The 16570-nt window shown below is 37.7% G+C and carries 10 protein-coding genes; all 10 read left to right on the forward strand.

Annotated features, from left to right (window positions below):
* Positions 1-57 precede the first annotated feature (57 nt).
* On the forward strand, positions 58-2535 hold the full coding sequence (gene tamL / locus QM491_RS00595; RefSeq protein ID WP_283325319.1) for a translocation and assembly module lipoprotein TamL: 2478 nt from the start codon (positions 58-60) through the stop codon (positions 2533-2535).
* Positions 2536-2651: 116 nt separating this feature from the next.
* Entirely contained in the window at positions 2652-3137 is a 486-nt protein-coding gene (locus tag QM491_RS00600; RefSeq protein WP_283325320.1) for a PH domain-containing protein, read from the forward strand.
* Between the two features lie 474 nt (positions 3138-3611).
* A complete protein-coding gene (locus tag QM491_RS00605) occupies positions 3612-5051 on the forward strand; it encodes an AcvB/VirJ family lysyl-phosphatidylglycerol hydrolase (protein ID WP_283325321.1) in 1440 nt (479 codons plus the stop codon).
* Positions 5052-5149: 98 nt separating this feature from the next.
* On the forward strand, positions 5150-7720 hold the full coding sequence (locus QM491_RS00610) for a phosphatidylglycerol lysyltransferase domain-containing protein (RefSeq protein WP_283325322.1): 2571 nt from the start codon (positions 5150-5152) through the stop codon (positions 7718-7720).
* A gap of 408 nt (positions 7721-8128) precedes the next feature.
* Positions 8129-11350 (forward strand): DUF1553 domain-containing protein, encoded by a 3222-nt coding sequence (locus tag QM491_RS00615; protein ID WP_283325323.1) that lies wholly within the window; start codon positions 8129-8131, stop codon positions 11348-11350.
* 139 nt (positions 11351-11489) lie between these two features.
* Positions 11490-12995 (forward strand): DUF1501 domain-containing protein, encoded by a 1506-nt coding sequence (locus QM491_RS00620; protein WP_283325324.1) that lies wholly within the window; start codon positions 11490-11492, stop codon positions 12993-12995.
* Between the two features lie 41 nt (positions 12996-13036).
* On the forward strand, positions 13037-14146 hold the full coding sequence (locus QM491_RS00625; RefSeq protein ID WP_283325325.1) for a twin-arginine translocation signal domain-containing protein: 1110 nt from the start codon (positions 13037-13039) through the stop codon (positions 14144-14146).
* A gap of 5 nt (positions 14147-14151) precedes the next feature.
* The gene (locus QM491_RS00630) at positions 14152-15513 is read left to right on the forward strand and encodes a DUF2231 domain-containing protein (protein ID WP_283325326.1); all 1362 of its coding nucleotides are present in this window, start codon (positions 14152-14154) and stop codon (positions 15511-15513) included.
* A 124-nt stretch (positions 15514-15637) separates the two neighbouring features.
* On the forward strand, positions 15638-16066 hold the full coding sequence (locus QM491_RS00635) for a hypothetical protein (RefSeq protein WP_283325327.1): 429 nt from the start codon (positions 15638-15640) through the stop codon (positions 16064-16066).
* Positions 16067-16094: 28 nt separating this feature from the next.
* A complete protein-coding gene (locus tag QM491_RS00640; RefSeq protein WP_283325328.1) occupies positions 16095-16523 on the forward strand; it encodes a hypothetical protein in 429 nt (142 codons plus the stop codon).
* The last annotated feature ends 47 nt before the right edge of the window (positions 16524-16570 follow it).

Below are 16570 nucleotides of genomic sequence, written 5' to 3' on the forward strand. Positions count from 1 at the left end.
GCAATATTTTAAAAGGTTAGTCGCTGTATATCAGCACCCTTGTTACATATATATAGTATGACTTTGAGACATTTTTGCATATATCTCACATTGATTAGTATTGGTAGTTGGCTTTCGGGCTGTACTACTTCTCACATATTTTCGGATCCTTTATTGTATTCTCAAAACTTTCGTGGCAACCGAAAAATCACTACTGAGAATTTAGAGCCCCTATTGCCCCAAAAACCCAACAAGAAAATTCTGCGTACTCCAATTACCCCTGGTTTGTATTTTTATCAGCTTTTTTCTAAAGATTTTCCTAAAAAGAAACTTCAGTGGGAATATGAACTCACAAAGTTAAATGAGGATTTTGAGGAACAAATAAAAGGACTTGATATTAATTCAAACGAATACAACAAACTTTTACAGAAGAAAGAGAAAAAGGCTCAAAAGCTTACCAGAGCTATTGCCGAGGGCAACTGGGCCATGCGTACATTTGGTGAGCCTCCATCCTATTACTATAAAGATGAGTCAGAGAAAAATGTAGAAAAAATTAGGACTTACTACAAAAATCATGGCTTTTTTTTAACACAAGTTTCCTATAAAGTGGATTCTTTGTTTATAAAAAAAAGAAGTGTGGCTGTGACCTATATAATCAATGAGGGTGTAAGCTACCCTATTGGCAGTAATGACTCGTTAGTAGTAAAGGACTTTAAAATTTTACAATTATTAGAAAAACACAAAAAGCAAAGTTTTCTTAAAACAGGCGAAAGACTCACTGTAGAGAATTACAATGCCGAAAAAGAACGAATTGAGAGCCTATTGAAAAACAATGGTTACTATGCCTTTTCAAAAGACTTCTTGAGTCTAAAAATCAATGCTTTGGATACTGCCCAAACTGGCAAATTACAAGTAATTACGTATATCCCAAGTCCTGACCGTACTCCTCGTAGCAATAATTATTCAACTGCATACAATATCGGGAATATTCAATTTATTGCCGATGGTACTTATGCCAATGCCTATCGCACTACAGTCGACACGGTGTATAGCCCAAATATTCAATACATTTTCGTAAATAAAAAGTTTTCACCAAGTGTATTAGATACCAAAATTGATTTAAGAAAGCATCAGGTTTTTAGTCAGGAAAAAATCAACCAGACCCAAAAGAAACTGTATGGTTTGGAGCAATTTCAATTTACTCGTATCAATCTAGATACTACCAAAGGCGTTATAAACGCTTCAATTTATGCCAAACCTTTAGATAAATACGAATTTTCGGTCGAAACAGGCGGAAGTGTATTTGCAGGTGGAAGTCTTAATAATTTGGTCCCTGGACCGTTTTTGAATACCTCCTTCAAAGCTCGAAATATTAATAACAGCGTCAACTCTTTCGAAACTACTTTCCGATTCGGATTTGAAGCTCAAGCAGGCTTTTTGCGTCCAGATTCGGTAAATAGAAACTTAGAATTAGGACTGAATACCTCATTTATTATTCCTAAAATTCTCTTACCTGAAGGATTGGCACAACGTTTCGAAAATTATTCTCCACAAACTCGTATTAGTGTTGGGGGGGAGTTTATCGGTCGTCAAGAGTATAACCGTTTTGGCTTTAAAGTAGCTAGTACGTTCAACTGGCGTCCTTCGCCAAACAAATATTGGCAAGTATCCCTTTTTGATGTCAACCTTGTCAATACCAGCAATCAAGCGCCTGCTTTTCGTAACTTTTTGGATAGTTTATTACGTTTGGGGAATAACCTCAAACGAAGCTTTCAGCAATCGTTTATTTCTAGTATGAGCGCCACTTATACCTATACAGATAATCCTTATGGGCAACTCAAACAGGGGAAATATTTAAAGCTATTTTTCGAGTCTGGCGGTACTACATTGAACCTCATCAAAGGGAACAAGTTTGGTTTCTTGACCAATCTTTTACAAGACTCTTTGCAATTCTATCGCTTTATCAAAGCCAGTGCCGACTACCGAAAATATATCCCTGTTGGGCGTAGTGATAAAACGCTTTTGGCATACCGAATCAACACAGGAGTTGCCTTTGCCTATGGTGCAGACAAGGATTTACCTTATGAAAAAAACTTCTTTATCGGTGGACCCAACAGCTTACGAGCATGGCGACCTAGAGGCTTAGGACCAGGTTCTTTTACAGGTTCGTTTGATAATCCTGGGAGTATTATTTTGGAAACTAGCGCCGAATTACGTTTCAAGATTATTCGCTTTTATGGAGATTTGAATGGAGCACTTTTTGCCGATGCAGGTAACGTTTGGAGATTTCCTAATCAAAACACGGCGGGTTTGTCAGGCTCAGACTTTCAATTGAATCGTTTCTACAAAGAAATAGCTATGGATATTGGTTTTGGGCTACGTTATGACTTGTCATTTTTTGTGATTCGATTCGATTGGGCTGTACGCGTCCTCGACCCTGCTTTCAAAGGCGACAATTGGGTATTTTTGAGAGATAACCTCAAAAGTCCGCTCTATCCCGAACAACCCTATTCAAACCCTTTGACACTCAATTTTGGTATTGGGTATCCGTTCTAAGAATTCGAATAAAACAAATACACTTAACATCACTTTTTGAAATGATGGCTTTTTTTAGTACTTTAAAAGTACGTTTATTGAATACCTAATTTTTGGCTTTTTAAACTCCTACAGTCATGACATATAAAGCCTCCTTAGATAATCTCGCCAAAATAGCTTCTATCAGTATTACCCTGCTATTTGTATTTATTTTATATTTTCAATATCCCATTCTTCAACATGAAAGTTATTGGTTAACCGTCTTTATCAGTGGTTTGTTGGTATTGACTTATGCGCTCAGCTTGGGATATAGTCCTCGCTCATATCAAATTTCAGGCGACTATTTGACCATCAATCGACTTTTTTATGATGCTAAATATGAAAGAAGAAAAATTGAGAAAGTTGAGGTTTTGAACAAAGAACAAATGGGATTTGCCATTCGTACATTCGGTGTAGGAGGCTTATTTGGCTATTTTGGTTATTATGCCAGTAAAAATCAAGGTTCAATGTTGTGGTATGCAACACAGCGCGAAAAGTTTGTTATGATTCATCTAGAAGGAAATAAAAAAATCGTCCTCACTCCCGACGACGCCATTAGTTTTGTTTCAGAACTGACACGATAGGTATTAATTCAGAATAAAATTGCATTATTATGATTCATCCCTAATTGAGTGATTTAGCGATTGAATGAATGAGTGATTAATTTAAAATTTGTATTCTGGCAGTAGAGACACAATGATTGCGTCTTAAGCCAAGTTATATCTAGCATAGTAGCATCCCAAAAGCGGTCGGAAAATATTTTCCGACCGCTTTTGGGATGAAAACTTTGAGAATAACCCCAATCTTAAAATTAGGAATGACTCATGTTTGTATTATTAAGCACAGCTTTTTCATCAAAATAACAAAATTCAAATAAATTATTCATAAAAAAGTTCCAACTCCATTAAACATTTCTACTCTTAATCTATCCAAGCATTATATATTCCCACTCCAACAATCGCCTTATGAAGCAATAATTTTACTGAATATTTAAGCTCCAAATCGAGCATCTATATTTCTTTAAATTAGGTCAACATTTACTAAAATTAAATTTAGTTATGACTATGGTTGCTTCAACTCTCAAGAGAATTCCGCTTTTGAAAAAAGTGTTATTCTTCACTGCTTGTTCTCTTTTCATTCAAGTAAAAACTTATTCATTCTCAGATCCAAAACCCATTAGCGTTGACAGTTTACGCTATGGAAAATTCGGAAAACTGACCATGTACCATCCCAATGGCACCCCCAATTCCTTAGTGCTTTTCGTTTCGGGCGATGGCGGCTGGCAGTCAGGGGTACTAAGTATGGCTCGCTATTTGGCCTATCAAGGAGCCTTGGTAGCGGGAATTGATGCAAAATATTTTGCCGCTTCAATGGCAAAAGACAAAGGTGCATGTTCGTATCCTGCTGCCGACTTTGAGCAATTAAGTATGATGCTTCAACGCAAATATCATTTTGCCTCTTATCAAAAACCTATTCTTGTAGGATACTCTTATGGCGCAGTTTTTATTTATGGACTTATCGCTCAGGCACCTGCTGGTACTTTCAAAGGAGGTATTTCGCTTGGGTTTTGTCCAGATATAGACCTCAAAAAACCTTTTTGTAAAGGCAATGGGCTTTTGTATCATGTACTAAAAGAAGGTAAATCATATTACTTTGACCGCGTCGAAAAACTTCCTGCTCCCTTTATTGTTTTAAACGGCGTAAAAGACCAAACCTGCCCTTACGATGCTACAGCTTCGTTTTTGAAAGGTATCAAAAATGTGGAACTTATTACTTTGCCCAAAGTTGGACATGGTTTTTCGTACACTGGCAACTGGTTGCCTCAGTTCAAACAAGCTTATGGCAAGTTATCCGTCAATCCTGCCAAAGTACTTCCTGCAAGTCTTAAAACAGACCTTCCTATTGATGTTATCGAACCCAAAATTGTAGCTAATAAAGAACTACTTTTCTTTATTTCGGGCGATGGCGGCTGGACCAGCTTTGACCAAGGTATTGCCAATGCGTTTGCAGATAAAGGCGTTGTTGTCGTAGGATTAGACTCACAGAAATATTTCTGGAATGCTCGAACTCCAGAAGAAACAGCGACAAAAATTGCAGAGATAGCGCAATATTATTTGCAATATAAAGAAGTCAAATCATTTCATATTATGGGGTATTCTTTCGGAGCTTGTGTAGCGCCTTTTATTGCCAACAAACTTCCCGAACCTCTCCGAGAAAAACTATCTGGCATCACTCTTCTTTCGCCAGATACTAAAGGGGATTTTGAAATCCATGTAGCCGATATGCTCAGTTTGGGGGGTAATAACGACCCTTATGATGTACTAAAAGAAATAGAATTATCTCACTCAGTAAAACGACTTTGCCTATTTGGAAGCGATGAGGACAGCGACATTACTAACTCATTTAGAAAAACAGGAGCCAAAGTAGAAATTCTTCCAGGCGGACATCATTTTGACAATGCTTATACAAGTATTGTGAATAAAGTTCTGGAAAATTAGGTGCAAAGACATAAAGTAACAAAGGCATAACATAGTTGAAATTAAGGGCATTATGCTAATAATATATTTCTTAGTCCGTCAAAAAATCTAATACTTATATGAAAAACCTCCTTAAATCTCGAAACTACTATTTAAAAGAAATTATTGCTTTCTTATTTTTATTACTGGCAATCTATTTCTTCAGACAACAACAATCTGACATTGTGCAGTCCATCACTGTATTAAAAAATGCTGCCCCAAATTACTTCCTCATAGGTCTATTGGTAACTGGTTTCTATATTCTTCTCAATGGTTTAATGTATGTATATGCCTTCCGAGCAGTCGATAGTAACATCTCTGTAAAAGATGGTATAAAACTATTTCTTAAACGCAACCTTATCAGTGTATTTTTGCCTGGTGGAGGCGTTACTTCATTGGCTTTTTTTAACCAAGAAATCGAACGAAAAGGCATTAACAAAACTCGAATTAATTTTGCTTCATATATCTATGCTGTAGTAGGTATAGCCTCTCTTGCGCTTGTGGCCTTTCCTGTTTTGGTATATCTAGCAATAGCCCGTAGCTCCTCGGCTAGTTCATGGATAGCCTTTGCAGGAATTGTTTTATTAGTGGCATTATTGGTGTGGGCTACATGGTCTTTTCTGGAAAAAGGATGGATATACAAACAATTAACCAAGGTCAATCCCCAGTTTGAAATGTTGGCGGAGGAAATCAACGTGGGGAATTTTTCGGTAAAAGAAATACTCTTGGTATTAGTATTTTCGATAGGCATAGAAATCACAGGTATGCTCCACCTTGGTATCGCCATGAAAGCCCTTGGCTTGTCTGCAAGCGTCGAAAGTTGCATTGCTGGATATGTGATAGCTACTCTTTTTTATGTTATTTCTCCATTTTTGAGAGGTTTGGGAGCTGTAGAGGTTTCTATGATTTTATTGATAACATCTTACGGATTCAGTGAAACCCAAGCTATTTCTATCACCATACTTTATCGTGTATTTGAGTTTTGGACACCTCTTATAGCAGGGATTGGTAGTTTTTTATGCAATCGAGGCAACATACTACTTCGGTTACTTCCAGCCATACTTTTGGCACTGTTAGGCTTGGTCAATATCGTATCAGTTTTGACACCTCCTCTAGCCGAGCGCCTCAAATTATTGGAAGATTTTATCCCAATCACAACCGTGCATTTATCCAATTTGGCAGTACTCATGTCAGGTATATCGCTATTGGTATGTGCAGCATTTTTGATAAGAGGATTGCGAAATGCGTGGTTCATAGCACTAGTATTAAGCCTTATTTCTTTTGTCGGACATTTGACCAAAGCCATTGATTACGAAGAAGCTACCTTAGCGCTATTTACGATAAGTGTTTTAGTGATTACTCGAAAACAATACTATGTTAAAAGTGACCGAAAACTTCAAAACTTTGGTATCTTATTGGCAAGCTCGGTTTTAGCCATGGTATTGGTTTATGGGGTAATTGGCTTTTATTTTTTGGACAAAAAAGAATTTGGTATCGACTTTTCTCTGAGTAATTCTATTGAAAATAGTGTAAGAAGCTTTTTTCTACTCGAAACTACGGTTGCTCCTCTAACTCGTTTTGCTAAAGGTTTTATTCATTCTATCAATTTATTAGGAAGTCTATCATTGGGTTTGCTTATTTATGCTTTTGTCAAACCTTATATTTTTCACTATTCTTCAGATGAAGAAGAACAGACGAAAGCGCTTGAGTTATTAGCTAAATATGGACACACAGCCGACGACCATTTCAAAGTAGATGCCGATAAAACGTTCTTTTTTGGCACTAAAACCGAAGGATTTATCGCCTACAAAATTGCCTCTGGTTTTGCCATTGCTTTGGGCGAGCCTGTATGTGAAAATTCTACAGAAATTATTCGAAAATTGATTCATGAATTTGAAGTTTTTTGTAAAAGAAATAGTCTAAAAACTGCTTACTACAAAATAGATGTGAGCAAACTACCTATTTTTGAATCTTTTGGTAAAAAATCATTACCAATCGGTCAAGAAGCAATTGTGAGTTTACAGACTTTCACGTTGGAAGGAAAAGACAAAAAGTCCTTAAGAAATGCCTTGAATGCTTTGGAAAAAAAGGGCTTCAAAACTGTGATTCATCAAGCACCTATCAAAGACGGGCTTTTACAAAAACTAAAACATGTTTCAGATGACTGGCTACGTTCTTTAGACCGAAAAGAAATGGTATTTTCACAAGGCATGTTTAATTGGAATGAATTGAAAAATCAAACAATCATTACTATCGAAAATAGTGATGAAAAAATCGTATCTTTCTTGAATATCATTCCCGATTACACTCCCAATGAAGGAACGTATGACTTGGTTAGAAAAACCGAAGATGCGCCTTCTGGCTCGATGGATGCCCTGATTATCGCTCTTATCTCCCAGTTAAAGGAACAAGGGTTGAGCGCTCTAAACATGGGCGTAGCTCCTATGTCTGGTATTGACCAGCCTAAGGATTTTCCAGAATGGACGGTAAAATTTGCCTACGAAAAACTTCAGCAGTTTCGTCATTATCATGGATTAAGGGATTTCAAAGATAAGTTTAACCCAACTTGGGTCAATAAGTATTTGGTCTACGAAAATCACTATGATTTGATTAGTCTTCCTATGGCTTTAGGCAAAGTCATGAAACCGTAAGTATGAGTGCTGAATTGTGAGTGATGAGTTCTGAGTATATTTTTGTCCTTGCCTAATAGGTAATAATGGTGAATTAGGACTTTACGAAGGATTTCAACCTATTGCAGATTGGGGGTTTATGATCTCGAAATTATCTAGTTCGAGACTTGGTCTCGGACTAGCTTTTGCCTCAGTTTAGAAACTGTATAAAAAATAAGTCCAAGACTAAGTCTTAACTAAATAATCTCTCTTCCTAAATATTTCATTTTTAAATACCTCCTCCTCTCCCATCTTTTTGTGGAAAATTAGCCAATGCCTGTAGCATTTTATCTTATCATGCCTTGGCATTGAGTATAATTGATTTCATCCAACTTTTTATCGACAAGGTACAAGTAATTGTACTATATTTATGAATAAACCTAGTAACAGATGAAGAAACTTCTTCTTTTATTTTTTCCTCTATTTGTACTTTCCTCTTGTAGTGATAACGTGCCTGAAGAACTCAAGGAGGAAATTGCTCAACTGCCCGAAGAACTGGATTACAATATGGATGTAAAGCCTATCCTTTCGGATAAGTGCTTTGCTTGTCATGGTCCTGATAAAAAGAAACAAAAGGCTGGTTTGCGATTAGACTTGGTAGAGGCTGCTTATGGAGATTTGCCCGAAAACCCTGGTAAAGTAGCCATCGACCCGGGTGACCTCGACGATAGCGAGTTGGTGCGTCGTATCCTGACTGCAAACCCCAAAGAAATCATGCCTACACCCGAATCTCACCTTTCTTTGAGTAATAAAGAGAAAGCTATTCTTATCAAATGGGTAAAAGATGGTGCAGAATATAAAGCACATTGGGCATTTGAAAAACCCGAAAAACCTCGTGTGCCTTCGGTGGATGGTGAAAATTGGATAAAAAATGAAATTGACAATTTTGTTTTAACCAAACTTGAAGCGAAAAAAATCAAACCACAACCCGAAGCCGATAAAGAAACCTTGCTTCGGAGAGTATATTTAGACCTAACAGGTTTACCCCCAAGTATTGCTGAAATAGATGCCTTTTTAGCGGATAAATCGCCCAATGCCTATGAAAAAGTAGTTAATAAATTGCTTGGTTCTCAGCATTATGGTGAAAAATTAGCAACCGACTGGATGGACGTTTCTCGCTTTGCCGACTCACATGGTTATACTGTTGACCGAGTTCGAGATATGAGTCCATATCGAGATTGGGTGATTAAGGCATTTAATCAAAACTTACCTTATGACCAGTTTATCAAATATCAATTGGCAGGAGATTTGTTGCCCAATGCTACTTTAGACCAAAAAATTGCTACAGGATTTTTACGCAATCACCAACAAAATATGGAAGGAGGTATTGTTGAAGAAGAATTTCGGGTAGAATACGTCGTAGACAGAACCAATACCCTTGGCACAGCATTTTTGGGCATGACCTTAGAATGCTCTAAATGCCACGACCATAAATATGACCCTCTTTCACAGAAAAACTACTATCAATTTTTTAGTTTTTTTAATAATGTAAACGAAGCTGGTCAGATTTCGTGGGACGATGCCTTGCCTGTGCCAACCTTGCAATTACCCACGGTCAAACAACAAGCTATTGTCAATTTTATCCAAACCAAACTTACTGCAACAGCTCAAAATAAAGCTTATCCTGCTAAAATCAATACGGAATTTAACCAATGGATTAGTAGCCAACAATACCAAAAAGACTTGGCAACTCAGCCCGATACCGTCGGGTTACAGGGATATTATACTTTCGATGACGCATTAGTCAACCTACGAAACAAAAAACATCAACCCAAAATGGCACGTGATGTAGGTGGCACCGATAAAGACAAAGCGACCTATATAGCAGGCAAAAAAGGTAAAGGGCTTTGGATGGAAGGCGACCTTTGGTTTGATACCCAAGGCGTTGGAGCTTTTCACCGCTACGAACCCTTTACGGTATCTATCTGGGTGAACATTCCGAAGGAACTCAAAGAAGGTGTAATCCTACATCGGGGTGTTTCGGGGCTTTTGTATGGTTTTAGAGGCTATCATTTGCAGGTAAAAAACAACAAACTCGAATTTAATTTGGCTCGTACAGCTCCTGATAATGCTATTGTGGTACATACTCAAAACGATATACCCAAAAACCAATGGATTCATCTGGCGATTAGTTATGATGGGTCATCGTCGGCAAAAGGAGCAAAAATATATGTTAATGGGCAAGCAGCTCCGCTCGATGTCATCAATGATAACCTAACAAGGGATATTGTTTTTTTTGAACATATCTACAAAGTACAACCTACTTTACAAGTGGGTGCTTGGGGAAGAGGTTTAGGATTAAAAAATGGAAAAGTTGACGAGCTAAAAGTATATAACCGTTTGGTATCGCCTTACGAAATTGCTGTTTTAGCCGAAAAAGCCCATTGGAACAACCTACTAAACAAGCCATATACAGCACTCAACGAGGTTGAAAAAAATGCGTTAAAAGGCTATTTCATCTCCGCAAAATCACTAGTTGCAAAACAATGGTTAAAAGAAATAACCAATTATCGCAAGGCTCAAAACGATAGTTCCGAAAAAATTCGGGAGTATATGGTCATGAAAGAAATGCCCAAACCTCGACAAGCCTATATTTTGGAAAGAGGCTTGTATGATAGTCATGGAGAAAAAGTTTTTCCGAATACCCCTGAAAGCATTTTACCATTTAAAGACAAATTCGCTAAAAATCGCCTTGGTTTGGCCGATTGGTTAGCAGACGAAGAACATCCCCTTACGGCACGCGTAGCGGTGAATCGCTATTGGCAAATGCTTTTTGGCATAGGTATCGTAAAAACAACTGAAGACTTTGGTAATCAAGGGGAATTACCTGCTAATAAAGATTTACTCGATTATTTGGCGGTTGATTTTAGAGAAAATCAATGGAATGTAAAAGCCCTTTTACGTAAAATTGTTCTTTCGGCAACGTATCGACAAAGCTCAAAAGCAAGTAAAGAATTACTGGCACTCGACCCCGACAATCGACTGATGGCAAGAGGTCCATCCAATCGCCTTACAGCAGAAATGATAAGAGATAACGCACTGGTAGCAAGTGGTTTATTCAAAAATGAAATAGGTGGAAAAAGTATCAAACCTTATCAACCCGAAGGACTTTGGGCAATTAATGGAGATACATATTTGCCCGACTCGACAAACGATATTTATAAACGAAGCTTGTATATGCTTGTCAAGCGTTCTGTACCACATCCTACTTTAGCGACGTTCGATGCTACAGCGAGGGCTTCTTGTACCGTAAGACGACAAAAAACGAGCACACCATTGCAGGCATTAACTTTAATGAACGACCCTACTTTTATTGAAGCGTGTAAAGTGATGGGACAAAACATGGTAAAAGAAGGCAATACGCCTGCGGCATTAGTGCATGTTTTTAGGAAAATTACGGGTCGTAAACCAATTCCAGCAGAATTAACTTTGCTTTTACAACAGCAAAAAGCTTTGTATCAAAAGTTTAAAGCAAACCCGAAAAAGAAAGACAGTTGGCTCAATACAGGACTTTATCGAATAGACCGTAGCTTAGACCAAGATTGGATTGCGGCCAATACCATTGTTGCCAATACCATTCTAAACTCCGACGCATCTATTACTAAAAGGTAATTAGATTGCGGATTTGGGATTGCGGATTGCGGAATAAAGTTTATTTATCAATGAAATAAAATCATATATCCGAAATCAAAAATCCCAAATCCGATATAAAAATCACTCATTCACAACTCACCAATTCACAATTAAACAGATGGCACATCAACATGATGAGGAATTTCGCCTACATGGAGGCGAGTTTGATGAACTCAATCGGAAGTACGATAGAAGGCGTTTTTTAACTAAAACTTCTTTAGGGCTAGGTGCATTAGCCCTTGGCGGCTTGTGGGCAGGAACTGATATGTTTGCTAGTTCGACTAAAAAAGTGAGCACAAGCAATATTGAAGAAGACATATTAGCCGCTTTGCCACATATTGCTCCCAAAGCCAAACGAGTGGTGTATTTGTTTATGAGTGGCGGACCTTCGCAATTTGAGACATTTGACTATAAACCCAAATTATATAATATGCTTGGGCAAGACCTGCCCGATTCGGTAAGAGGAAATCAACGTTTGACAGGCATGAGCGCCAGTCAAAGTCGTTTTCCGATAGCTCCTTCTTTGTACAAATTCAATGCGCATGGACAAAGCAAAACTATGATTTCGGAATTGTTGCCCCATACAGCCAAAGTCGTAGATGAATTGTGCATCGTCAAGTCGATGTACACCGAGCATATCAACCATGACCCAGCTATCACCTTTTTCCAAACAGGACACCAATTACCGGGTCGTCCATCTATTGGTTCTTGGGTAAGCTACGGTTTAGGTTCTGATAACCAAAATTTACCTTCATTCATTGTATTGGTTACGAAAAATGGCGGTGGACAACCTCTATACTCTCGTCTTTGGGGCAATGGCTTTTTGCCAACTAAACACCAAGGTGTACAATTTAGAAACGGCAAAGATCCCGTTTTATACCTCAATAATCCTGAAAACTATGATGGTGCCGACCGTCGTGAGATGCTCGATTATTTGAACAAACTCAATAGCCTCCAAGCTGATTATTATGGAGACCCCGAAGTAGATGCAAAATTGGCTCAATATGAAATGGCGTTTCGTATGCAAACGTCCATTCCTGAAGTAATGGATATGAGCGATGAACCAGACGAGGTATTTGAATTGTATGGGAAAGATTCACGAGAAGCAGGTACTTTTGCAGCTAATTGCCTGATGGCAAGAAAATTACTAGAAAAAGACGTCAAATTTGTACAACTTTATCACCAAGATTGGGACCATCACGCTGGTTTGCCTAGTGGTATCCAAAGCCAATGCCAAAAGGTTGATCAAGGTTGTGCTGCACTCGTTACTGACCTCAAACGCAGAGGTTTATTAGAAGACACATTGGTTATTTGGGGTGGTGAATTTGGCAGAACAGTGTATTCTCAAGGAAAGCTTTCGCCCGAAAATTATGGGCGCGACCACCACCCTAGAGCCTTCAGCATGTGGATGGCTGGCGCAGGTGTAAAAGCAGGCATTAGTTATGGCGAAACTGACGATTTTAGTTATAACATCATCAAAGAACCTGTGCATGTACACGATTTTCAGGCTACTTTGATGCACCTATTAGGGATAGACCACGAAAGATTTACCTTCAAAACCCAAGGACGTAGATATCGGCTAACTGACCTCAGTGGAAAAGTAGTACAAGGAATTTTGACCTAAATTACCATCAATACAACTATTAAAGACCCAAACAAATAACTATGAATAATAACAGACGAAATTTTCTAAAGAACACTGGCCTTATCACCGCTGTTGGTGCTTTGGGCGGACTAAACTATGAAACTATGGCTAATACCAACCCACAAGAATTACTCATTGGTCACAATGACTTTAAGTACAAAGTTGATAAAGGATGGGCAAAGCTCACCGTCAACCGCACGCCACTATTCAATTGTCATGAAATGGTACAAGACCAAAAAGGGCGACTCATCATGGTGGGCGACCATGTGGCAAATAACATTTTGATTTTTGATAAATCTGGAAAATTATTAGATAACTGGACTTTGTCGTTCCCAGGTGCTCACGGTTTGAGTTTGAGCAAAGAAGGTTCTGAAGACTTTTTGATTATCACTGACTGCGGATGGTATCAAGATCGTTCAGGACAATCGAAAAGTCAAGCTGGACAAGTTATCAAAACCGACACCAATGGTAGAGTGATGTTTACTATTGGGCACCCCAGAACTATTGGCATTTACAAAGACGACGAGCCCTTTATGCCTACTGAAACCGCCGTTGCTCCTAATGGAGACATATATGTTGCAGATGGCTATGGCAGTGACTATATCATTCAATATGATAGTAAAGGTAAATACATTCGTCATTTTGGCGGAAAACACAATGCCAATCCAGACCATAATTTGAGCAATGCTCATGGTGTATCTGTAGATTTGCGTGACCCTAAAAACCCTAAACTTATTTGTACTTCGAGAAATGAAAGCTGTTTCAAGTTTTTTACCCTCGATGGCAAGTTTTTATACAAAGTAGAATTACCGGGGATGTATCCTTGTCGTGCCGTTATTCACAACGACAACCTATATGCGGGTGTATGTTGGAGCAATGATAAAGAAGGGAAAATAAACTGGGGCGACTCTGGTTTTGTTACAATTCTAGACAAAAACAACAAAGTCATTAGTAATCCTGGAGGAAATACACCAAACTATCAAAATGGTAAATTACAACCAACTTTAGCGGTATCAAATCCAATTTTTAATCACGGCCATGATGTTTGCGTTGATGAAGATGATAGCATTTATGTCTGTCAATGGAACGCCAACCATACCGCGCCAATCAAACTAACTCGAACAGTATAATACAAATGATTTTATTGGATATTTTTTCTTACCTCGGACGAATGCACCCTTTAGTGGTGCATTTGCCGATTGGTTTTTTAGTCCTCGCTGCTATTTTCGACATTTTAACGTATAAGTCCAAATACGCTTTTCTAAAACCTGCTGTTCCTCTAATTTTGCTTTTGGGAGGCATATCAGCTACAATCGCCTGCGTAATGGGATGGCTCTTATCACAAACTGGTGATTATGACTATCTAATCTTACGAAATCACAAATATACAGGTATTAGTGTGGCAGTAGTTTCTTTTATTTTTTACGGATTAAAAAGCCTATTTGTTCAACGCATTTTTCAGATTTCTGATAAAGTTTTTTCAGGCTTATTATTGGCTCAAATGTGCTTATTGAGTTATTCAGGGCATCAAGGAGGAAACCTTACACATGGAGAAGACTACCTGAGTTTGGACAACTTGACGGCTAGCAAAAGAGAAAAACCAAGCAGTTTGAAAGAAGCCAAAGTTTTTGAGGATTTGGTTTTACCTGTCTTAGAAAATAAATGCCAACAATGTCACCAAAATGGCAAAAAGAAAGGCGGTTTGTTACTACTAACCTATCAAGATTTACTTAAAGGAGGTAAAAATGGTCCTGCCATGATACTAGGTTCTTCTGCAAAAAGTGAACTATTTCGACGTGTAACTTTACCTTCTGAGCATAAAGAATTCATGCCCACCGACGGAAAACCAGCCTTAACACCAGAAGAAATTGCCTTATTGAAATGGTGGTTAGATGAGGGAAAAGGAGCCGAAAATATTGGTTTTACAACGGTGCCTAATCATGAGAAAATGACCTCAACAGCATCTGGCATATTGGGAATCGCTGGAGCTATTTTACCACAAGAAAATACACAAATACAAGCCATCAATCCTGATATTCCTAAGAAGGTAAATGAAAAAGCTATTCAAAACGCCATTGATGGAGGTTTTAATATCCGTTTCATGAATCATAACCCCGTAATGTTGGATGTGAGTTTTATCAATAAAAAAGCTGCTCCCAACTTGGCTTTGCTCGTTCCTATCGCCAAAAATATTGTTTGGTTAAATCTCAATCAATTAAATCTTTCGAACAAAATCGGTTCAAGCATCGCTTTAATGTTGAATCTTGAAAAATTGCGTCTAGAAAAAAATAATATTACTGATGGTTTTGCTCAAAACTTACTTGGGTTAAAGCATCTGAATGCCCTCAATCTCAACGAAACACAGATAAGTAATGTGACGGTTAATGAATTAAAAAAATTGAAATCATTAAATCATTTATATGTTTGGAGAACCAAGGTTTTAGAGATTCAGGATAATGATACAAACGCTCATGCTTTAAAAATTATCAGTAAATAAAGTTTAGAACTACATAAACAACCCGATAGTCTAAATCTATCGGGTTATTTTTTTGCTAATTCCAACCTTTTTCCCAAACGGTAACTCTTTAATATAAAATTCAATTAAAAATTCTTCTAAAACTATGAAAACATTATTTGTAGCCATTTTGATGGCATTAGCAGTGGTAAGTTGCAAACAAGATAGTCAGTCAATTGGCGTTCAGGAAAATTTAGTAGGCAAATGGGCTCCGACTTACGAACTATTTGACGAGGCTACCCAAAAATGGAATTCTATTCAAACGCTGGTCGCATTACCAACTTACGAATTTACCGCAGATGGAAAAGTACTACAAAATGATAAGCCTGCTGGAGATCAAGACTGTTGTGGATTTATTGGCAATAAGTATTCATTCAAAAATGCTAAAATCACTTTTTCTGAATTTAAGCCTTGCCCCAACGTCAGTTGCTATGCTTTACATTGTGATGGCTGGACAGTCAAAAAACTAGAAGGTGATATAATGGAAATAGCCCAATGCCAAGGCGGAATCATGAGATACAAGAGAGTGAAATAAGCATTATTTGTATCTTCCTTCTGTATGTATGAAAGTATTTCTTAGTACTTTAATCGTATTTATGATGCTCATTAGCTCATGTAAAAATGAGAATGATATTGAGCCTAAAAATCTCATTGGTAAGTGGCGACCTACTTACGAAATTTTTAATGATAGTACTCAAAAATGGGAAGTAATTAAAACGTATATGCTACTGCCTGATATTGAATTTACATCGGATAGTAAGTTTTTGATTAACAACCACCTAGGAGCCGAATACGATTGCTGTGGTTATATTGGGAATCAATTTGAGATTGTAGAAAACAGGGTAGTATTTTCAGGTTTTAGAGCACCTTGCCCAAATGCCTCATGTTTCAGCACTAACTGTAAAGGATGGCATATCAATAAGTTAACCGAAGAAGTTTTGGAAATATACCAATGTCCAAATGCTACTTATAGATACACAAAAATGAAATAAAAATATAGCTTTACTTGTATGCAAGTAAAGCTATATTTTTGTAGATT

The sequence above is a fragment of the Flectobacillus longus genome, assembly GCF_030056705.1.
Taxonomy (GTDB): domain Bacteria; phylum Bacteroidota; class Bacteroidia; order Cytophagales; family Spirosomataceae; genus Flectobacillus; species Flectobacillus longus.

What these genes read in the sequence shown, in the direction of transcription:
- QM491_RS00630 (WP_283325326.1), top strand. Translation starts at nt 14,152, where the DNA reads ATGATTTTATTGGATATTTTTTCTTACCTCGGACGAATGCACCCTTTA.
- QM491_RS00610 (WP_283325322.1), top strand. Translation starts at nt 5,150, where the DNA reads ATGAAAAACCTCCTTAAATCTCGAAACTACTATTTAAAAGAAATTATT.
- QM491_RS00600 (WP_283325320.1), top strand. Translation starts at nt 2,652, where the DNA reads ATGACATATAAAGCCTCCTTAGATAATCTCGCCAAAATAGCTTCTATC.
- QM491_RS00605 (WP_283325321.1), top strand. Translation starts at nt 3,612, where the DNA reads ATGACTATGGTTGCTTCAACTCTCAAGAGAATTCCGCTTTTGAAAAAA.
- QM491_RS00615 (WP_283325323.1), top strand. Translation starts at nt 8,129, where the DNA reads ATGAAGAAACTTCTTCTTTTATTTTTTCCTCTATTTGTACTTTCCTCT.
- QM491_RS00635 (WP_283325327.1), top strand. Translation starts at nt 15,638, where the DNA reads ATGAAAACATTATTTGTAGCCATTTTGATGGCATTAGCAGTGGTAAGT.
- QM491_RS00620 (WP_283325324.1), top strand. Translation starts at nt 11,490, where the DNA reads ATGGCACATCAACATGATGAGGAATTTCGCCTACATGGAGGCGAGTTT.
- QM491_RS00640 (WP_283325328.1), top strand. Translation starts at nt 16,095, where the DNA reads ATGAAAGTATTTCTTAGTACTTTAATCGTATTTATGATGCTCATTAGC.
- tamL (WP_283325319.1), top strand. Translation starts at nt 58, where the DNA reads ATGACTTTGAGACATTTTTGCATATATCTCACATTGATTAGTATTGGT.
- QM491_RS00625 (WP_283325325.1), top strand. Translation starts at nt 13,037, where the DNA reads ATGAATAATAACAGACGAAATTTTCTAAAGAACACTGGCCTTATCACC.